A 20,694-nucleotide genomic window follows, 5' to 3' on the forward strand; every position below is an offset into this window, starting at 1 on the left:
GCTTGTGGTCGCTCAGCACACCACCGGGATCGAGTCCGGGGTCGATGACGTCGCCCGGCTGGCGGCCAGGGGCGTCAGGGTCGGCTACGGCGGCCGGACGGTCATCGACGATCTGGACGTGGCGATCCCGCCAGGGGTGATCACCACGATCATCGGCCCCAACGGCTGCGGGAAGTCGACCCTGCTGCGGACCCTGTCGCGGCTGCTCAAGCCGGCCAGGGGAACGGTCGTGCTGGATGGCGAGGACATCGTCACACTCCGGACCAGGGACGTGGCGAGGAAGCTCGGCCTGCTGCCGCAGGCACCGGTCGCGCCCGAGGGGCTGACGGTGGCCGACTTGGTCGCCAGGGGCCGCCATCCGCACCAGAGCTGGCTGCGGCAGTGGTCGTCGGACGATGCCGCCGTCGTGGAGCACGCGCTGGCGATGACCGGGGTGGCCGACCTTGCCGACCGTCCGGTCGACTCGCTGTCCGGCGGACAGCGCCAGCGCGTCTGGATCTCGATGACCCTGGCCCAGGGCACCGACCTGCTGCTGCTGGACGAGCCGACCACCTACCTGGACCTGGCGCACGCGATCGACGTGCTCGACCTGGTGGACGACCTGCACGAGTCGGGGCGCACGGTGGTCATGGTGCTGCACGACCTCAATCTGGCCACGCGCTACAGCGACAACCTCATCGTGATGAGGGCGGGGTCGATCCTGGCGCAGGGGCACCCGCGTGACGTGATCACCGCGGAGGTGCTGCACAAGGCCTTCGGACTGCGCGCCAAGGTGATCGACGACCCGGTGGGTGACCGCCCGCTCATCGTGCCGATCGGGCGAACCCACGTCCAACTCGGCTAGCTCTCGGCAAAGTTGCAGAGATTAGGGTAGGCTAACCTTAACTCGATGCAAGGGGATTCTGGATGCTCCTCCAAAGAACGGCGCGTATGAGGCCCTGGCGGCGGGCGGCGGCGATACTGTCCGTCACGACTCTCAGCGTCGGCCTGCTCGCGGGATGCGGCTCGGGCTCGGGCTCGGCCGACAGGACGAGCGGGGACACCTCGACCGCCGCCGCCGGGGTCTTCCCGGTCACCGTGGAGCACGCGTTCGGATCAACGAAGATCACCAAGGCGCCCCAGCGGGTCGTCTCCGTCGGCTACACGGACGACCAGACCATCCTGGCGTTCGGCGTCAGGCCGGTCGGCATGGTCGACCAGTACCCGAACCCGGCGGGCCGGAGCCCGGACATCAACACCCAGTGGCCCTGGGTGAAGGACAAGTGGGGCGACACCAAGCCCGAGGTCATCATGGAGAACGGTGACTCCGGCCCCAACTACGAGAAGATCGCCGCCCTGCGCCCGGACCTGATCATCGCGGTCTACTCCGAGATCGACCAGGCCGCCTACGACAAGCTCTCCAGGATCGCTCCGACGGTGGGTCGCACCAAGGCCGAGAAGGAGCCGTTCAGCGCGCCCTGGCAGGACAACGCGCTCCAGATCGCCAAGGCGCTCGGCAAGGCCGAGGAGGGCGAGAAGATGGTGCAGGACACCCAGAGCCGGCTCGACGCGGCCAGGAAGGCGCATCCCGAGTTCGCGAACGAGACCGCTGTCGCACTGTCCTGGTACAAGGACTCGGTGGCGCCGTTCACCTCGACCGATGTGCGCGGGCGGCTGCTGACGGGCATCGGCTTCAGGTACCAGACCGCGATCGACAAGGTCGCGGGCGGCAGCTTCTACACCACGCTCTCGCCCGAGCGCATCGACCTGGTCGACGTCGACCACATCTTTGTGATCGGCGACAAGGCGGACACGGAAGCGCTGAAGAAGTTCAAGCTCTTCACCAACCTGGACGCGGTCAAGAACGGCAAGGTGACCTACCTGCTGGACAGTGAGGGCCCGGCGGTCGGCGCGGCCATCTCCCAGGGCACCCTGCTGTCCATGCCGTACGCGATCGACGAACTCGTCACGTCGGCGGTCGGCTAGCGATGGCGATCAGCATCGCCCGTCCCCGGCCTGCCCAGGTCTCGGCGTGATCACGACCGGTTCGCCCGTCGCCCCGGCGACCCTGCGCACGGCGACCGGGCGGGAGGCCACCCGATGGGTCGCGGCCAAGTGCCGCGAGGTGCCGTGGCTGACGGCCGCCACCGTGCTCACCACCGTGGTCGGGGCGGCGCTCCAGGTGTTCCCGGTGCTGCTGCTCGGCCGGGTGGTCGACGGGGTGGCCGAAGGCGAACCGCGCTCGATGCTGGTCACGGTCGGGGCGTTGATGGGGGCCGCCGCGCTGCTCGGCGCGGCGGTCACCGCGGTGTCGACCTACCTGATCGGGCGGCTGGGCGCGGATCTCCTGGCGCGGCTGCGGGAAGGCTCCGTCCGGGTGGTCCTCGGAATCCCGAGCGCGCGGATCGAGCAGGTCGGCCGGGGAGACGTGCTCTCCAGGGTCGGTGACGACGTAGCCGTGATCTCCCGGGGCATCCGGACGGCGATCCCCACGGTGTTCTCGGCCGGAGTGCTGGTCGCCATCGCCACGGTCGGCATGTTCGGACTGGACTGGCGGCTCGGCCTGGCGGGCGCCGGCGCGCTGCCCGCGTATGCGCTGGCCCTGCGCTGGTATCTCCCTCGGTCCGCCCCGCTCTACCGCAAGCAGCGGGTGGCCCAGGCCGATCGCGCACAGGCGTTGATCACCGGTCTGGACGGGATCGACACGGTCCGGGCATACCGCCTTGAGCACGACTTCCGCGAGAAGGTCACCAGTGAGTCATGGCGGGTACGCGACCTCGGTATCGAGGTGTTCCGGTTCTTCGGACGGCTCGTCGGCAGGGAGAACCGCGCCGAGTTCATCGGGCTGGTCCTGATCATCGTGGTCGGGTACGCCCTGCTGGAGGCCGATGCCGCCAGCCTGGGCGAGGTGCTGGCAGCCCCGCTGCTGTTCCACCGGCTGTTCACCCCGCTGGGCGCCATCATGTTCACCTTCGACGAGGCGCAGAAGTCGGGCGCCAGCCTGACCCGGCTGGTGGGAATGCTGGCGGAGGACGCGGAAGGCCGGCTGGTGGGCGACCCCGCCGTCCCGCCGGCGGACACCGCGCCGTACCCGGTGACCGTACGGGGGCTGACCTACCGTTACCCCGGCACCGAGGAGCCGGTCCTGAGGGAGGTCGACCTGGCGATCCCGGCCGGCGGTTCCCTCGCGCTGGTGGGGGCGACGGGCGCGGGCAAGTCGACCCTGGCGGCGCTGATCGCGGGCATCGGAACCCCGCAGGCAGGGTCGGTGCGCATCGGGTCGACCGACCTCGCCGACCTGGACGAGGCCGGCGCACGAGCCCTGGTGAGCATCCTGACGCAGGAGACGCATGTGTTCTCCGGTCCGCTCGCCGACGATCTGCGGCTGGCCGCGCCGGGGGCGACCGACGCCGAGCTGATGGACGCATTGCGCACGGTCGGCGCCGACGGGTGGGTCGAGGCGCTGGCCGAGGGGCTGGACACCATGGTCGGCGAGGGCGGCGAGCGCCTGGACGTCACCAAGGTGGCCCAGATCGCCCTGGCCCGGCTGGTGCTGGGCCGGGCGCCGGTGGTGGTGCTCGACGAGTCGACCGCGGAGGCGGGCAGCGAGGGGGCCGCCGAGCTGGAGCGGGCCGTGTCGGCCGCGTGCTCGGGCCGGACCACGTTGTTCGTGGCGCACCGGCTGACCCAGGCGGTGGCGGCGGACCGGATCGCGGTGCTGGACGCGGGACGCGTGGTCGAGCAGGGCACGCACGAGGAGCTGGTGGCCCTGGGCGGCCGGTATGCACGACTGTGGCGGGCCTGGCGAGAGGCCGGTTAGGAACCCGAGGCAAGGTCAGGTCTACTCCGATTCCCGGAAAGGGTGCTGAGTCTTCGATGCTGGAATCGAGCGCTCGTCTCGTACTGCTTTCTCCCGCGCGCCTGGCCGACGTGCGCCGGCGTACCGGCGACTACTCCGACCCGACCATCGCCGAAGCATGCGCCATCGGGCTGTCGTACTGGGCGACAGGCCGGAGTCCCGACGGCATCGACCTCGCCCCGGGCACCCTGTTCTCCGACATCCTCGGGTGGGTCGACAACGGCGGCGGCGGGCCCGCCGGGTGGGAGATCGGTCCGGACGGCCGGAGCATCACCGTTCCGGCCGGCGTCGTGCCGACCGACGCGCAGCTCGCGCTGGACGACCTGGCCGACTTCCCGGACCGGCCCATCGGCACCATCGGTCCGTCCAGCGTCGCGGCCAGGCTCAAGGCCCTGGCGGAGTGGAACGACACCGAGGCCGACCGGGTCCGCCCGACCCTGGTGGAGATGTTCCGCGAGCAGGCGCGGACCAGGCCGGACGCCATCGCCATCGTCGATGAGCACCGGTCGCTGACTTACCGTCAGGCAGCTGAACGGTCCAGCCAGTTGGCCCACCACCTGATCGCACGTGGACTCACCGCCGAACAGGTCGTCGGCATCTCCCTGGGCCGCTGCGCGGACATGGTGATCGGGCTGCTGGGCGTGCTCCAGGCGGGGTGCGCGTTTGTGCCGCTCGACCCGCAGTGGCCGGCCGCCCGCCGAGCCGTCGTCATCGAGGACGCCCGGGTCGTGGTGCAGCTCAACGATTCGGGCGAGCACGCCCCGGGTGAACCGGAAGCCGTCGCCGTCGACCTCGGCGGCTGGCGGTTCGACTCCTACCCCACCGAGGGGACCGGGGTCACCGTCCCCGGCGCCTCCCTGGCCTACGTGATCTTCACATCCGGATCGACCGGGCGGCCCAAGGGCGCGATGATCCGGCACGAAGCGATCAGCGAGCGCCTGCTGTGGCAGGCCCACGAGATCCTGGGCTTCGGCCATGACGACGCTTCGCTGTTCAAGGCCCCGCTGTCCTTCGACATCTCCATCAACGAGATCTTCCTGCCGCTGGTCTGCGGCGGCAGGCTCGTGGTCCTGCGCCCCGGCGGCGAACGCGACCCGCACCACCTGCTGAGCGTGATCGCCGAGCAGCGCGTCACCTTCAGCTACCTGGTGTCGTCCATGCTGGACCTGCTGCTGGAGATCGCGGGCGACTCCGGGCGGCTGGACAGCCTGCGGCACGTGTGGTGCGGCGGCGAGGTGCTGACCCCCGAGCTGTACGAGCGGTTCCGCACCAAGCTCGGCATCCCGATGTACCACGGCTACGGCCCGGCCGAGACGACGATCGGTGTCTCGCACGTCATCTACCGGGATACGGCGGAACGCCTGTCGACATCGATCGGCAAGGCCAACCCCAACACCCAGCTCTATGTGCTGGACGACGAGCTGCGCCCGGTCCCGGTCGGGATGGGCGGCGAGCTGTACGTGGGAGGGTTCCTCCTGGGGCGCGGATACGTGGGAGCGCCCGGCCTCACGGCGTCCCGGTTCGTGGCGAACCCCTTCGCCGCCGACGGCTCCCGGCTCTACCGGACCGGCGACCTCGCGCGGTTCAACCCGGACGGGTCGCTGGACTTCCTCGGCCGGGCCGACAACCAGATCAAGATCCGCGGTATGCGGCTGGAGATCGAGGATGTCGAGGTGAGCCTCGCGGAGCACCCCTCGGTACGGCACACCTGCGTGGTCGCGAAGAAGAACGCGGCGGGCGGCACCTACCTGGTGGGATATGTGATCCCGGCCGCCGGGAGCGAGGACCTGCGGGCGGACGAGGTCAAGGCGTGGGCCGTCCGGCACCTGGTGGAGTACATGGTGCCCGCCCACCTCGTCGTGCTGAAGGAGTTCCCGCTCACCGCGAACGGCAAGCTCGACCGGCGCGCGCTGCCGGAGCCCGCGATCGGGACGGGCTCGCTCGTCCAGCCCGCCACCGACAGCGAACGCGCGGTGTGCGCCGCGGTCGCGGCGCTGCTCCAGTTGGACGAGGTCGGTGTCGACCAGGACTTCTTCCAGCTCGGCGGGGACAGCATTCTGGCGATCCAACTGCTGAGCGCACTGCGCGAGGTGGGCCTCCACGTCACCGCCCGGCAGATCTTCACCCACAGCACCGTGGGGGCGCTGGCGGCGGTGGCGAGCCGTGAGGACCTCTCCACGGTGGACCACGGCGATGTCGCGACCGGTTCCGTGGTGGGATCGCCCATCGTGCAGTGGCTCGGCGGGACCACGGACGCGATCGACGGCTTTGTGCAGTCGGTGGTGCTGAACACCCCGGCGGAGCTGAGCGCCGACGCTCTCGACGAGATCCTCGCCGCCGTGGTCCGGCGGCACGACATGCTGCGCGCCAAGCTGGTGCGCGGCGACCGCTGGAGCTTCGACATCCCGGAGCCGGACCGGGCCGCGGCGGGCTGGCAGGAGAGCGACCGGCCGCTCCACGAGTGCGTCGCCCTCGCCACCGGCGGCCTGGACCCGGCGGGCGGCGCGATGCTGCGGGCTGTCTGGCGCCGCGAGGCCCGGCAGCTGGTCGTGGCCGTCCATCACGTGGTGATGGACGGCGTGTCCTGGCGGGTCCTGATGGAGGACCTGGCCACGGCGTGGCGGCAGTGCGCCTCGGGCACGCCGATCGGGTTGCCCCCGGTGGGCACGTCGTTCCGGCGCTGGACGCAGCTGCTGGAGCGCGCGGCCTCCGACGCGGACGGCTCCTACTTCCGGCGCCCCCTGCCGGCGGCGGACGGGCCGGTGGGCAGGCGCGAGCTGACCGAAGCCGACACCGTCGCGCGGGAGCGGGTGCGGACCGTCTCCGTCGGCCCCGATGTCACCGCCGCGCTGCTGGGCGAGATACCCGCGAAGTTCCACGCGCGCGTCAACGATGTGCTGCTGACCGCGCTCGCCGTCACCCTTGCCCGGTGGCGCCGCGACCTCGGGCAGGATCAGACGTTCGCGCACATCGAACTCGAAGGCCACGGCCGTGAAGCGCAGTTCGTGGCGGGCGCGGCCGGCTTCGAGCCCGATCTGTCGCGGACCGTGGGCTGGTTCACCACCCTGTTCCCGGTGGTCGTCGACCCCGGCGCGGCGGCCGACTTCACCGCCCCCCGGTACCTGGCCGCCGCCCTCAAGGCGGTCAAGGAAGACCTCGCCCGCGTACCGGACAACGGCGTCTCCTACGGTGCCCTGCGCCACCTCGCCGGCATCGAGTTCGACGCGCCCGCACCGCAGGTGCTCTTCAACTACCTGGGCCGCTTCGACGCGGGCGCGGCCGGCGACTGGCAGCTCGCCGGCAGCACGGCGCAGCTGGGCGAGCAGCGCGACCCCAGGATGCGCCTGCCGCGCGCCCTGGAGTTCAACGCGATCGCCGAACCCGCCACCGGCGGCGAGTACGAGCTGGTCACCACCGTCTCCTGGCCCGACGGGATGTTCACCGACGAGGACATCGCGGTGATCGGCGAGTACTTCCGGGAGGCCCTGGCCGGGCTGGCCGCGCTCGACCAGGGCGGCCACTCTCCCAGTGACTTCGGCCCGCTGCCGCTCACGCAGGCGGATGTCGACGTCCTGGACGGCCCGGCGCTGCGCGACATCCTGCCGTTGACCCCGTTGCAGGAGGGCCTGTACTACCACTCGGTCTTCGACGACGACTCGGCGGGCGCCTACGTCGAGCAGCAGCTGCTGACGCTGGACGGCGAGGTGGACGCCGACCGGCTCGCGGCGGCGGCCACCCGGCTGCTCACGCTGTATCCGAACCTGGCCGCCCGGTTCGTGGCCCTCGCGGACGGCCGGGTGGTCTCCGTGCTGGAGAACGGTGTGGCGGCGCCGTTCAGCACGCTGGACCGCCCCGGCATCACCGACGACGAGATCCGCGACCACGCCGAGCGGGATCGCCGCGCCGGATTCGACCTGGCCACCGGCCCGCTGATGCGGTACACCCTCATCCGGGGCGGCCCCGGCCGGAACGTCCTGGTGCAGACCGTGCACCACATCATCGCGGACGGCTGGTCGGTGACGCCGATGCTCCGCACGCTGCTGGCCGAATACCACGCGCCGGGGAGCGGGTACCCACTCGGCGGCTTCCCCGACTATGTGCGCCTGCTCGCCGGACGCGACGACGACGCGAGCGACCGGGTGTGGCGCGATCAGCTGGCCGGTCTGCCCGGCCCGTCGCTGGTCGCCGAAGGCCACACCCCGTCCGACCGGTTCGCCGACACCGCCGTGGAACCGGACGACGACCTCGACGCCGCCGCCCGGTCGGCCGGCGTGCCGCTGAGCGTGGCCGTGCACAGCGCCTGGGCGGTGACGCTGGGCGGCATCCTGCACGCCAGGGACGTGGTGCTCGGTTCCACGGTGTCCGGGCGCGACGCGGAGCTGCCCGGCATCGAGGACATGGTGGGTCTGTTCATCAACACGATCCCCGTGCGCGCCCGGTGGGCCGGTACCACCCTGGCGCGCGACCTGCTCGCCTCGGTGCGCGAACACCAGAGCGCGGTGCTGCCGCACCAGCACGTCTCGCTGGCGAGGATCGGCCGCCAGACCGGCCCCGGCCCGCTGTTCGACACCCTGGTGGTGTTCGACATGGCGACCGATACCGACGCTCTGCGGGGGCCGGACGACACCCTGGTGATCGCCGACATCGTGAACGAGGGCGCCCCGCACTACCCGTTGACGCTGGTGGTGGAGCGCACCCCCGACGGCCGTCCGCGCTTCGCCCTGATCTACGACGGCGAGCTGCTGCGGGAGGCGAGCGCCCAGGCGATGCTGCGCACCTTCACCCGGAACCTCACCGGCCTGCTCACCCGGCCGGACGCCCTGGTCGACGCGCTGGTCGACGACCTGGCGGCCGAAGGCGGCCGACGTCCCGCGCGGATCACCCCGACGACCCTGGGCGGCCTGTTCGACGCTGCGGCGCAGCGCGACCCGGCCGCCACCGCCGTCACCCAGTGCGCTCTGGACGGCGGCACCCGGTCACTGACCTACGGCGGACTGGCGGAGGCGAAGAACGCGCTGGCCTCGGCCCTGCGCGCGGTCGGGGTCGGGCCCGGCAAGCGGGTCGCCGTCGCCGTCCCGCGCTCCCTGGAGCAGGTTGTCGCCCTGGTCGCGATCGGCACCGCCGGCGGCGCATATGTGCCGCTGGACCTGACCTACCCGGACGAACGCCTGGAGTACATCCTCGCCGACTCCGCTCCGCAGGTCGTACTCGTGGACCCCGGCCAGCTGGACCGCTTCACCGCCCTGCTGGCCCGGACGGGTGTACCGGCCCGCGTGCTCGTCCAGGGAGCCGAGCTGCCGCCGGGCGGCGAACCGCCGCTGGACACCGCCGGACCCGAGGCCGATTGGCACGACCCCGCGTATGTGATCTACACGTCCGGATCGACCGGCACACCCAAGGGCGTCGTCGTCCCCCACTCCAGCGTGGTCACCCTGCTCGCCAACACCCAGCCCGACATGGACTTCGGCCCGCACGACGTGTGGGTCCAGTTCCACTCCTACTCCTTCGACTTCGCGGTCTGGGAGCTGTGGGGCGCGCTGGTGCACGGCGGTGAGCTGCTGGTACCGGAGTACGGGCTGACCCGCTCCCCGGTCGACTTCCACCGGCTGGTCCGCGAGCGCCGGGTGACCGTGCTCAACCAGACCCCGTCGGCGTTCTACCAGTTCATCGAGGCCGACCGGTACGCCGACGAGCCGGCCACCGCACTGCGCCGGATCATCTTCGGAGGCGAGGCGCTGGATCTCGGACGGCTGCGCGGCTGGGTCGAGCGGCACGGCACCGCCTCGCCCGAGCTGGTCAACATGTACGGCATCACCGAGACCACCGTCCATGTCACCCACCGGGTGCTGACCGACGAGGACTTCGGCCTCGGTGCCGACGTCAGCCCGATCGGCGGTCCGATCCCCGGCCTGGTCACCTACCTGCTCGACGACCGGCTCCAGCCGGTGCCGCCGGGCCGGGAGGGCGCCATCTTCGTCGCCGGCGACCAGGTGTCGCTGGGCTACCTGGGCCGACCGGGGCTCACCGCGAGCCGGTTCGTGGCGGACCCGTTCGCCGGTGACGGCTCCCGCATGTACCACACGGGCGACCTGGCCCGCCGCACGCTCGACGGCGAGCTGGAGTTCACCGGCCGCGCCGACGACCAGGTGCAGCTCAAGGGATTCCGTATCGAGGTCGGCGAGGTGGAGTCCGCGATCAGGGGACTCGACGGCGTGGTCGACGCGGCCGTCACCGTGGCGGACAGCGGCGACCACCTGGTCGCGCACGTCGTGGGCCGGGTGCCCGGCGACCTCCCCGGCCTGCTGTCCGCGAAGCTGCCCGCGCACATGGTGCCGGGCCGGGTGCAGCCGGTCGACGCCCTGCCGTTGACGGTCAACGGCAAGCTGGACCGCAAGGCCCTGGCCGAGACCGTGCGGGCCGCCGGCGCTCCGGTGCCCACCGCACCCGACGGCACGGCGGTGACCACCGGCGGCTCCGCGCTCGCCGCACTGGTCGGCATCTTCGCCGAGACGCTGCCCGGCTCCGCCGCGGACGGTGACACCGACTTCTTCAAGGCCGGGGGCGACAGCATCGTCGCCATCACCGTGATCAACCGGGCCAGGGCGCTGGGCCTGCCGATCGCACCCCGGGACGTGTTCCTGCTCAGGACACCGCGCGCCCTCGCCGCGCAGCTGGCGACGCGCACGCCGCAGGCAGCGGCGCCCGCACCCGACCGCCGCGAGGACGGCCCGCTGACGCCGACCCCCATCATCCTGCGCCAGCGGGAACTGGGCGGCTCGCTCGCCCGGTTCGCCCAGGCCAGGACGGTGCCGGCCCCCGAGGGCACCGGCTTCGCCGACGCCGAGCGCGCCGCGAACGCCGTCGTGGCCGCGCACCCGGCCCTCCGGCTGCGGCTGCGCGTCGAGCACGGGGTGTGGGCACTGCGCACCGAACCCGCCCGCGAGGTCACCGTCGTCCGGGCGGACGGGACCGACGCGACGACCGCGGCCGACGAAGCCGCCGGACGGCTCGACCCCGAGTCCGGCGAGATCATCGCGTTCTCATGGCTGGAGGCGAGCAGGACCCTGGTGGTCACCGTGCACCACCTCGCCGTCGACTCGGTGTCCTGGCTGATCCTGCTGGACGACCTGGCCGCCGCCCTGCGCGGGCAGACCCTGGCACCGGCCACCACCTCCTACGCCGAGTACGCCGAAGCACTGGCGTCCCAGTCCGCCCAGGCGACCGACGGCCTCGGACACTGGATCACCACGCTTCAAGCGCCCGCTCCGCTGCCCGCGCCCGAGGGCCTGCGCCGGACCACCGTCGTGCTCCCGCCCCACGTCAGCGACCGGGTGACCGCCATCGCGCCCGCCGCACTCGGCGTCGGCCTCACCGAGCTGCTGTGCGGCGCGCTGCGCACCGCGCTGACCCGCATCCAGCCGTCGCCCACCGACCTCGCGATCGAGCTGGAGCGGCACGGCCGGGTGCCGGTGCTGGAACACCACGACTACTCCCGCACCGTCGGCTGGTTCACCGCCATCGCGCCCGTGCGGCTCACGGCGCACACCGACCCCGTCGCGGCGGCGCGCGAGCTCGCCGCACGCCAGCCGGACGAGCGCGCACACGTCGCCTACGGCCGGCTCAGGTACCTCAACCCGCAGACGGCCCCGCTGCTGACCGCCCGCCCGCAGGTGCTGTTCAACTACCTCGGCCGGGGCAGTGAGTCCCAGGCGCTGCACCTCACCGGCGGCGACCAGGGCAGCCCGTACGCCGTCGAGGCCAATGTGTGGATCGACGCGGCCACCGGAAGCCTGCACGCCGCCTTCACCCTCGCCGAGGGCGTCCCCGACGAGATCACCGAGCACTGGCGGAGCGCACTGGAGTCCATCGCGGACGCCGCCGCGACGGCCGAGCGCACGGCACCGGTCACCCCGCTCCAGCGGGGCCTGTTCTTCCAGGCCCAGCTGGCGGGCTCGGCCGGGCACTATGTCGCGCAGAGCTACTTCACCTTCGACCGCCGCCTGGACACCGGCGCCCTGGCCGAGGCGATGGCGTACGTGATCGCACGGCACCCGGCCGTGGGCGCCGGCTTCACCACCGACGACGCCGGAAACCCGGTCCAGGTCCTCGCAGCGGACCGGCGGGTCGACGTCGACACGGTCCACCTGTCGACGGACGCGGAGGTCGAAGCCCTTCGTGCCCGCGACCGCGACACGGGATTCGACCCGGGCGAGCCGCCGCTGGTCCGGCTGACCGTGGTACGCCTGCCCGGCGACCGCGACGGCCTGCTCCTGAGCTACCACCTGCTGCTGTGGGACGGCTGGTCGCGCGAGATCGTCCTGCGGGACCTCTTCGACGCCTATGCGGCCGTCGTCGCGGGTGAGCCGCTCGTCCCGGTCCCGGCCACGCCGAGCTTCGAGGACCACGCCCGGCTCCTCGACGCCAAGGACCCCGCGGAGTCGGAGCGCTTCTGGGCGGAGCAGCTGGCCGGCCTCCCCGGCCCCACGCTGCTCGCCGGACCGGCGCCGTCCCTCTCGGACGACCTGCCGCGCGCGCTGGTGCAGACGCTCTCCGCCGAGCAGTCGGACGTGCTGAGGGAGGCGGCCAGGGCGCACGGCGTCACGCTGAACTCGGTGCTGACCGGCGCGTTCGGCCTCCTGCTGGGCGCCCACACGGGCCGCAGCGACGCCGTGTTCGGCGTGACCGTCTCCGGCCGGGAGGGCGAGGGGCTGTCCGGCATCGTCGGGGTGCTGCTCAACACCGTTCCCCTGTGGACGCGGGCCCGCCCGCACGACACGGTCGGCGAATACCTGACGGCCGTGCAGACGGCCCGGGTCGAGGCGATGGACCACGAGCACCTCGGGCTCGGCGAGATCCAGCGGGCCGGCGGGCATGACACCCTGTTCGACAACCTGTTCGTGCTCCAGAACTTCCTGGACCTGGACGCGTTCGCCGAGATGAACGCCAGGCACGGCATCACCTCGGTGAAGGCCGACGACTCCACCCACTACCCGTTCACCTGGGTCGTCACCCCCGGCGACCGGCTCACGGTCAAGCTGGAGTACCGCGACGGCGACACCGGGAACGCCCGGCGCCTCCTCGGGGACTACCTGCGCGTGCTGGACGACCTGGCCCGGTCGACCGGCCCGGTCGGCGCGCTGCCGGGCCTGGGGCCGGAGCCCGAGCCCGCCGAACGCATGGACGTCGGCACGGACACCGTGGTCGACCGGTTCGACCAGGCGGCCGACCGCGACCCGCAGCGGGTGGCGCTCGTCGCCCACGGCCGGACCATGACCTTCGCCCGACTGCGGGACCGCAGCCGGGCGGTGGCCGGTGTGCTCGCCCAGCGCGGCATCGGCCCCGAGACGACCGTGGGCCTCGCGATCCCGCGCTCGCTGGACTCGATCGTGGCACTGTTCGCCGTGCTGCGCGTCGGCGCCGCGTATGTGCCGCTGGAGCTGGACCACCCCGACGAGCGGATCGCCGCCGTCGTCGCGGACGCCCGCCCCGACGTGATCCTCACCGTGAGCGCCGTGTCGCCCCGGCTGACCGGCGACCTGATCGAACTGGACCGCCCCCTGCCCGACGCCGAGCCGTTCGTGACGTTCGCGCCGGACGATCCGGACCGCCTGCGGCACCCCGCGTACACCATCTACACCTCCGGATCGACCGGGAAGCCCAAGGGCGTGGTGACCGAGTACGTCGGCCTCACCAATATGCTGGTCAACCATCAGCGCCGGATCTTCGAGCCGGTGCTGGCGGACCACGGCCACCGGGCCTTCCGGATCGCGCACACCGTGTCGTTCGCCTTCGACATGTCGTGGGAGGAGTTGCTCTGGCTCGCCGACGGCCACGAGGTGCACATCTGCGACGAGGAGTTGCGCCGGGACGCACCCCGCCTGGTCGAGTACTGCCTCGGGCACGGGATCGACGTCGTCAATGTGACTCCGACCTACGCACAGCAGCTGGTGGCCGAGGGCCTGCTCGACAACCCGGCGCGGCGGCCGGCGCTGGTCCTGCTGGGTGGCGAGGCCGTCACCCCGACGCTGTGGCAGCGGCTCGCCGAGACCGAGGGGACGGTGGGCTACAACCTGTACGGACCCACCGAGTACACCATCAACACCCTGGGCGTCGGCACCTTCGAATGCCAGGACCCGGTGGTGGGCGTGCCGATCGACAACACCGACGTGTACGTCCTGGACGCTTGGCTGCGCCCCCTGCCGGACGGAGTCCCCGGTGAGCTGTATGTGTCGGGCATCGGCATCGCGCGCGGCTATCTCGGGCAGCCCGCCCAGACCGCGCACCGATTCGTGGCGTGCCCGTTCGGTGCACCCGGCGAGCGCATGTACCGCACGGGGGACCTGGTGGTCCGGCGGCCCGACGGAAACCTGATGTACCTGGGCCGGACCGACCAGCAGGTCAAGATCCGGGGACACCGGGTCGAACCGGGCGAAGTCGAGGCCGCATTCGCGGCGCACCCGGCGGTGCGGTTCGCCGCCGCGGTCGCCCAACCCGACCCGCAGGTCGACGGGGCGTACCGGCTGGCCGCCTACCTGGTGCTGGACGGCTCCGACCTGGCGGCGGTCGCCGCCGACGTGGGCGCCCGACTGCCGGACTTCCTCCGCCCGACGCACTACGCCCAGGTCGACAGCATCCCGCTGACGGTGAACGGGAAGGCCGACACCAAGGCGCTGCCGGAGGCCAAGCCGCTGGGCGCGCTGACCACGGCGGGGGAGCGCGGGCCGGAGACCGGGACCGAGACCGCAGTGTGCGAGTTCTTCGCCGAGGCACTGGACCTGGACGACGACGAGGTGAGCGCGGTGAGCGACTTCGTGTCCCTCGGTGGACACTCCATGCTGGCGGTGCGGCTGATCGGGCTGCTCCGCCGGGAGTACGGCCCTGTGATCACGATCCGCGACCTGTTCACCCTGCGCACCCCGGAAGCGATTGCCCGCCACCTCGATGACAACCTCTGACACGCAGCGGCCCCGCCAGGGGTCCGACATCCTCCGGACCGCACTTCGCCGCAACGTCGGCGCGATGGTCGGGGGCACCGTCCTCATGGGCCTGTACCAGGCGGGTGAGACCGCCTTCCCCATCGCGCTCGGCCTGATCGTCGAACACACGCTGCGGAATCGGAGCCTCGGCTCGCTCGCCCTGTCGATCGCCGCTCTGGCCGTGATCATCACGACCGTGTCGCTCTCGTGGCGGTTCGGGATGCGCATCCTGCAGAAGGCCAACACGACCGAGGCCCACCGCTGGCGGGTGCGGGTCGCGGCCTGCGGACTCCAGCCGGTGGCCAGGGACGTCGGACTCAAGTCCGGCGAGGTGCTGACCATCGCCACCGAGGACGCCGACCAGACCGCCGACATCATCGAGGTGGTGCCGCTGCTGATCAGCTCGCTGGTCGCGGTGCTGGTCGCGGCGGTCGCGCTGGGCCTGGCCGACCTCCGGCTCGGCCTGCTGGTGATCGTGGGAACGGTCGCGATCCTGTCGGCCCTGAGCGTGATGTCCAAGCGGATCGGCAGCAGTACCCGGGAACAGCAGGCCCGGGTGGCGCGGGCGGGCGCCAAGGTCGCCGACCTGATCACCGGCCTGCGCCCGCTGCACGGCTTCGGCGGCAACCATGCGGCGTTCCGGTCCTACCGCGAGGTCAGCACGGAGGCGAAGCGCCAGGCGGTCACCGTCGCCAAGGTGAACGGCGTGTACGCGGGGACCGCGCTGGCCCTCAACGCGGTCCTCGCCGCCGCCGTGACCCTGACGGCCGGCTGGCTGGCGTTCGACGGCCGGATCACCATCGGGGAACTGGTCATGGCCGTGGGGCTGGCGCAGTTCATCATCGAACCGCTCAAGCTGTTCTCGGAGATGCCGAAGTATGTGATGACCGCGCGCGCCTCGGCCGAGCGGATGGCGCTGGTACTGGCCGCGCCGCCGGTCACGACCCCCGGGCAGGGGAGCCCGGCCGCAGGTGGAGACCTCGAGATCGACTGCGTCCGCTACGGGAGCCTGCGCAAGCTGAGGTTCAAGGTGTCCGCCGGCGAGTTCGTGGCGATCGCCGCCTACCAGCCGCGTGCGGCGGCCGACCTCGCGCGGGTCCTGGCCGTGAACGTCCCGCCTCACGCCTACGAGGGGGTGGTACGGGTCAGCGGGCAGGAGATCGCGGAGCTGTCGATCGAGGCGGTCCGCGGGCACATGCTGGTGAATCCGTATGACGGGGAGATCTTCGCGGGCACCCTCCGCACGAACATCGACCCGTCCGGCACCAGCCGGACGGTCCCCGAGGCCGTCGAGGCGTCCATGCTGACCGACGTCGTCGCCCTCCACCGCGAGGGACTCGACTACGGCGTCCGTGACCGAGGCGCGAACCTCTCCGGGGGGCAGCGCCAACGGCTGTCCCTGGCCCGCGCCCTCGCCGCCGACTCCGACATCCTGGTCCTGCACGACCCGACGACAGCCGTCGACGCGGTCACCGAACAGCTCATCGCGCGGGGCGTCGCGGAGCTGCGCCGGGACCGCACCACCATCGTGATCACCAGCAGCCCGGCCCTGCTGGACGTCGCCGACCGCGTCCTCGTCCTGGACGACGGCGTCATCACCGCCGAGGACACCCATCGCAACCTGCTCGCCACCGACGCGGCCTACTGCCTGGCCGTGGCCCGGTGACGGTGCCCGGCCGGCGGCGGCTGCCCGTGGCGACAAGGCGAACGCTGCCTGCCCGGGTACCGGTCAGGCGGGCACCAGTCAGGCGGGGACCAGTCAGGCGGGCACCAGTCAGGCGAGCGCCCAGGCGACGTCCCTGAGCAGGGCGTGCCGCCAGCCCGCCCGGTCGTGGCCCGACGCGGACCGGGAGACCCGCACGGTGGCGCCGGCCTGCTCGGCCCGGGTCTCGACCAGCTCGCAGTGGGGCAGCATCCGGGTCTCGTGTTCCCCCACGTCGAACGCGACCCTCAGACCGGACAGGTCGGGGCGGTCCCGCAGGCGCGCGGCGATGGCGCCGCCGACCGGGCCGCCCAGGGGGTCCGCCAGATCCATGGCGCCGGGTGTCCACCAGAACGCCCCCGACTGGCAGGCGACGCGCGACACCAGGTCCGGGAACTCCAGTGCCGCGTACATCGCGCTCAGCCCGCCGAGGCTCTGCCCGGCGACCACCAGCCGGTCCCGGTCGGCGGGTACGCCGACCTCCGCGACCAGCGGCAGCAGTTCGTCCCGGACCGCCTCCCACAGCACGGGCCCGCACCCGAACTCGGCCTCCCTGTCCTTGGCCGGCAGGAAGACGAGTGTCACGGCAGGCATCTCGCCGCCGGCGACGGCCGAGTCGAACGCGGTCATGGCCGGGTGCAGGTACAGCCAGTCGTCCCCGTCGAGCAGCAGGACCACCGGGCCGCCGCCGCCCACCGGGTGGACTCGGACGGTGCGCCGCCCGCCGAGCCGTTCGCTGGCCCAGCGGATCCGGGTGCGCGGAACGGGCAGGACGTCGGCGGCGCCGACGGCCGGCCAGTGCGGCTGCGCCGGGGCGTCCGGGGTCGCGGCGATGGATCGGTCACCGCCCGCACCGACCGGGTTGAACGGGTCCGCGTACGCCGCGCCGCCCGCGAGGAAGCGGTAGGTCGCCCGCAGGCGCGCGGGCATGCGCACCTCGGCGTACCAGCAGTCGGTGTCGCCCCATCGGCGCAGGGGCACCGGCTCCGACCAGCTCTCGAACTCGATGCTCGCTTCGGACCCGCGCCACAGGAACAAGGTCACCCAACCGCCGCCGTCGGCAGGCACCGACGAGGGTGTCCCCGCCGCTGCCCAGAACTCGTCGGTGCCGGGCCTGCCGGGCAGTCCGAACTCGGCGAAGGCGTCCTCCCTGTCGGCCGCCGGGCCTCGCATGGGCGTCTCCTTGTGAGAGGGAAGGGGAAAAGCTAGGCTCGTGTCACTTAGGCGAGCCTAACCTAATCTTGGCATTCTCGGGAGGCACTCGACATGAGCACCAACCCCTTCGACGACGCCGAAGGCCGTTTCCTGGTCCTGGTGAACGACGAGGGCCAGCACTCACTCTGGCCGTCCTTCGCGGCGGTGCCCGGGGGATGGGCGGTCGTCTTCGACGAGGACACCCGGGAGGCATGTCTGGACTACATCGAGACCCACTGGACCGACCTGCGTCCCCGGTCTCTCGCGGCGTCCATGGACGCGTGACCCTCACGGCGGCTGGCGGCCGGTCGGTGAGCACCAGTGAGCACTGGTGAGCGCCTGATCGGCCTCGTCGGTGAGCAGTGTCCGGGGCTGGAATGGCAGTGTCACATCCACGACGAGAGATCGAGAGATCATGCGACGACTCATCAGGGCCACGGTGGCGGTGGTCTTCGCCCTCGCCGCTGCCATGGGGCTGGGCACGCCGTCCGCGTTCGCGATCCAGGGCGGAGATCAGCTGCCCAACCAGCGCGGGACCGGGGTGGCGCAACTGTGGTTCGACGGGTGGGGTGGAGACCAGTTCATCTGCACCGCCTCGGTCGTCGGGCCGACCAAGGTCCTCACCGCGGCGCACTGCATCGACAAGACCGTACTGCCTCAGGACTATTACGTGTTGGTCGGCAGTACGCACCGCGGAGAGGGAACCAGGATCAGGGTCATCACTTGGGGCACCCGCTTCGACCTTGCGGTCGGCACGCTGAAGAGCACCGTGGTGAACCTCAACGATGTGAGGCATGTGCAGATCCGTGCGACTCAGCTGTCGCCGAAGGTCGGTGAGTACATGTACGCCTACGGCTTCGGCCGCACCTGCAGGGACTGCGGCCCGGCCGACTACCTCAAGCGCGCAAGGCTGCGGCTCCTCGACATGGACCGCGACGCCGCCGGTGGGCCCGGCTACCGGATGCGGGGCGTCCTAGCCTTCCTGTGGCCGAAGGACTCCGGCGGCCCGCTGTTCCGGGAGGAAGACATCCTGACTCAGTACGGGGTGACGTCGGAGCGCCGGAGCAACTCTACGATTCCCGAGTTCTACTTCGCCCGGTTCGACCCCAATGCGATGAATTGGCTGAACGGCATGAACGTACCCGTGAAGACCGGCTGGTAGGAGTGGACATGCGGAAGAAACTCCTCAGCGTGCTCATGGCTGCCATCGCGATGAGCACGGCCGCACCCGCCGCCCATGCCGACGGCCACGACGGCTACTACCAGTTGCGCAACAAGGCCACCGCCAGGTGCCTGGCCGGGATGTCGGACGGCAGCGTGGTCACCCAGCCCTGCAACGCGGCCCTCCGCCAGCTCTGGCGGTTCGACCTGAGCACCGGGCTGATCCGCAATTACGACTACAGGTTGTGCCTGGACGACATCACCGCAGACCTCGTAGTGGTCCGGATGTCCGGGTGCTCCAAGGACGACCCGGGGCAAATCTGGGATGTGCCCATGACGCGGTCGGGAGAGTCGGGTCGTATCAACAACCTGTTCGATGTCCGCGACCGGGAACTGGTCGGCTGGGCGTCGGGGGCGGTCAACGTGGTGGCACCGGATCTCGCCGACGTCCCCGGCAAGGTGACCTGGATCATGGACCTGGGTGGATCAGTGGTTGGAGGAGGAGGTGGTGGCGGGGTCCCGGACCCACCCGCCGTCGGAGGCGGCGGCAGGTAGCCCGATCCGCCGCTCGGTGCGCCCGAGCACAGGACACAAGGCCTGGGCCTGGATCCACACAGCCGCACTCGATGAGTGCGGCTGTGTCAGGCCGAGGCGAAGGCGTTCGAGAGCGCCGACCCGCTGAGGCTGGAGCGCGCTGCGAAGCTGCCCGGGTAGCTGGCCTGGTTCAGCTCTGGAGGGAGGCGAGCCAGCCGGTCAGGAGACGGTTGACCTCGTCGGGGCGCTCCTGCTGGATCCAGTGCCCGCAGCCGTTCAGGATGTGCGAGGAGACCAGGCCGGGGAGGGTGGCTGGGTAGGCGTCGATGGCGTCGGCCATCCAGGTCGTGGAGGCGTCCAAGGCGCCGCCGATGAACAGGGACGGCTGCTTGATCGGGGCGCCGCCGTACCGGGCGAGGTCCTCCCAGTCGCGGTCCATGTTGCGGTAGCGGTTGAGGGCCCCGGTCAGGCCGGTGCGCTCGAAGTCCGCGGCGTACACATCGAGGTCGTCCTCGCTCAGCCAGGAGGGGAGCCTGTGGGCGGGGAAGCGGTCGCGCAGCCGACCGCCGTCGCGGGTCACGAAGTGCGGGTCGGGCTCGCCCTGGGCGGGCATGGTGTCGGCGGACAGGGCCGCGTAGAAGCCGGCGAGCCAGCCCCGGACGTCGGGCTCCATCTCCGCCTCGGCGCGGCCGGGCTCCTGGAAGTAGGAGACGTAGAACTCCTGGTCGCCGCCCATCTGCGCGAAGATGTCGGTGGGGCGGGGGCCGCCGGGCGGCGCGTAGGGGACGCTCAGCAGGGCGACGGCGCGGAAGACCTCGGGGTGGAGCAGGGCGGAGGCGGCCGCGATGTTGGAGCCCCAGTCGTGGCCGACGACCACCGCCCTCTCCTCGCCAAGGGTGCGTACGAGGGTGACGTTGTCCTCCACCAGGTCGAGCATCCGGTAGGCGTCCGTCGCGGCAGGCTTGGAGGAGCGGCCGTAGCCGCGCACATCGAGCGCCACCGCCCGGTACCCGGCCGCGGCGAGGGCCGGGAGCTGGTGGCGCCAGGAGTACCAGGACTCGGGGAAGCCGTGGACGAGCAGGACCAGCGGGCCGCTGCCCTGCTCGACCAGGTGCAGGCGACCGGCGGGCGCCTCGACAGTGCGGTGGCGAAGGCCGGCGGACGGCGCGGGCTGCTGCATGGGCTTCTCCCCGGGTTCACGGGCGGACGTGGATACCCACCGATCATGCGGCGCGGCAGCCGCCCGACGCGATCAGCCTTGCCATTCTGGCAAACTTGCAGGACAGGCC

The 20,694-nt window shown here is 71.9% G+C and carries 10 protein-coding genes; 8 read left to right on the forward strand and 2 right to left on the reverse strand.

Translation table 11 applies throughout. The features are described 5' to 3' along the window. Nucleotides 1-4: 4 nt before the first annotated feature. From C7M71_RS25130 to C7M71_RS25150, 5 genes are all read left to right on the forward strand, one after another. Nucleotides 5-844 carry an ABC transporter ATP-binding protein gene (locus tag C7M71_RS25130; protein ID WP_111489012.1) on the forward strand — a complete coding sequence of 280 codons (840 nt, stop codon included), beginning with the start codon at nucleotides 5-7 and terminating at the stop codon, nucleotides 842-844. Nucleotides 845-906: 62 nt separating this feature from the next. Next, nucleotides 907-1,965: an iron-siderophore ABC transporter substrate-binding protein gene (locus C7M71_RS25135; protein WP_111489010.1), complete on the forward strand. Its 1,059-nt coding sequence runs from the start codon at nucleotides 907-909 to the stop codon at nucleotides 1,963-1,965. A gap of 46 nt (nucleotides 1,966-2,011) precedes the next feature. Further along, on the forward strand, nucleotides 2,012-3,799 hold the full coding sequence (locus tag C7M71_RS25140) for an ABC transporter ATP-binding protein (RefSeq protein ID WP_111489008.1): 1,788 nt from the start codon (nucleotides 2,012-2,014) through the stop codon (nucleotides 3,797-3,799). 56 nt (nucleotides 3,800-3,855) lie between these two features. Continuing rightward, nucleotides 3,856-14,793 carry a non-ribosomal peptide synthetase gene (locus C7M71_RS25145; RefSeq protein WP_111489006.1) on the forward strand — a complete coding sequence of 3,646 codons (10,938 nt, stop codon included), beginning with the start codon at nucleotides 3,856-3,858 and terminating at the stop codon, nucleotides 14,791-14,793. Next, nucleotides 14,780-16,480 (forward strand): ABC transporter ATP-binding protein, encoded by a 1,701-nt coding sequence (locus C7M71_RS25150; protein ID WP_111489096.1) that lies wholly within the window; start codon nucleotides 14,780-14,782, stop codon nucleotides 16,478-16,480. The genes C7M71_RS25145 and C7M71_RS25150 overlap by 14 nt, the downstream gene beginning before the upstream one ends. A gap of 108 nt (nucleotides 16,481-16,588) precedes the next feature. Here C7M71_RS25150 and C7M71_RS25155 read toward each other — a convergent pair whose 3' ends face one another. After that, a complete protein-coding gene (locus tag C7M71_RS25155) occupies nucleotides 16,589-17,689 on the reverse strand; it encodes an alpha/beta hydrolase-fold protein (RefSeq protein ID WP_111489004.1) in 1,101 nt (366 codons plus the stop codon). A gap of 93 nt (nucleotides 17,690-17,782) precedes the next feature. Between C7M71_RS25155 and C7M71_RS25160 the strand changes: the two genes are divergently transcribed. The 3 genes from C7M71_RS25160 to C7M71_RS32170 all read left to right on the forward strand — a co-directional run bounded on the left by C7M71_RS25160 (nucleotide 17,783) and on the right by C7M71_RS32170 (nucleotide 19,426). Beyond that, nucleotides 17,783-17,995 carry an MbtH family protein gene (locus C7M71_RS25160; RefSeq protein ID WP_111489002.1) on the forward strand — a complete coding sequence of 71 codons (213 nt, stop codon included), beginning with the start codon at nucleotides 17,783-17,785 and terminating at the stop codon, nucleotides 17,993-17,995. 130 nt (nucleotides 17,996-18,125) lie between these two features. Next, nucleotides 18,126-18,872 carry a S1 family peptidase gene (locus C7M71_RS25165; protein ID WP_111489000.1) on the forward strand — a complete coding sequence of 249 codons (747 nt, stop codon included), beginning with the start codon at nucleotides 18,126-18,128 and terminating at the stop codon, nucleotides 18,870-18,872. Between the two features lie 8 nt (nucleotides 18,873-18,880). After that, complete coding sequence (locus C7M71_RS32170) at nucleotides 18,881-19,426, forward strand: RICIN domain-containing protein (protein ID WP_229758897.1); 546 nt, start codon at nucleotides 18,881-18,883, stop codon at nucleotides 19,424-19,426. Nucleotides 19,427-19,595: 169 nt separating this feature from the next. Here the strand turns inward: C7M71_RS32170 and C7M71_RS25175 are convergent, their stop codons facing one another. Then, nucleotides 19,596-20,585 (reverse strand): alpha/beta fold hydrolase, encoded by a 990-nt coding sequence (locus C7M71_RS25175; protein ID WP_111488998.1) that lies wholly within the window; start codon nucleotides 20,583-20,585, stop codon nucleotides 19,596-19,598. Nucleotides 20,586-20,694 lie beyond the last annotated feature (109 nt).

The organism is Peterkaempfera bronchialis, assembly GCF_003258605.2.
Classification (GTDB): domain Bacteria; phylum Actinomycetota; class Actinomycetes; order Streptomycetales; family Streptomycetaceae; genus Peterkaempfera; species Peterkaempfera bronchialis.

What these genes read in the sequence shown, in the direction of transcription:
- C7M71_RS25135 (WP_111489010.1), top strand. Translation starts at nt 907, where the DNA reads ATGCTCCTCCAAAGAACGGCGCGTATGAGGCCCTGGCGGCGGGCGGCG.
- C7M71_RS25175 (WP_111488998.1), bottom strand. Translation starts at nt 20,585, where the DNA reads ATGCAGCAGCCCGCGCCGTCCGCCGGCCTTCGCCACCGCACTGTCGAG.
- C7M71_RS25160 (WP_111489002.1), top strand. Translation starts at nt 17,783, where the DNA reads ATGAGCACCAACCCCTTCGACGACGCCGAAGGCCGTTTCCTGGTCCTG.
- C7M71_RS25150 (WP_111489096.1), top strand. Translation starts at nt 14,780, where the DNA reads ATGACAACCTCTGACACGCAGCGGCCCCGCCAGGGGTCCGACATCCTC.
- C7M71_RS32170 (WP_229758897.1), top strand. Translation starts at nt 18,881, where the DNA reads ATGCGGAAGAAACTCCTCAGCGTGCTCATGGCTGCCATCGCGATGAGC.
- C7M71_RS25165 (WP_111489000.1), top strand. Translation starts at nt 18,126, where the DNA reads ATGCGACGACTCATCAGGGCCACGGTGGCGGTGGTCTTCGCCCTCGCC.
- C7M71_RS25155 (WP_111489004.1), bottom strand. Translation starts at nt 17,689, where the DNA reads ATGCGAGGCCCGGCGGCCGACAGGGAGGACGCCTTCGCCGAGTTCGGA.
- C7M71_RS25145 (WP_111489006.1), top strand. Translation starts at nt 3,856, where the DNA reads ATGCTGGAATCGAGCGCTCGTCTCGTACTGCTTTCTCCCGCGCGCCTG.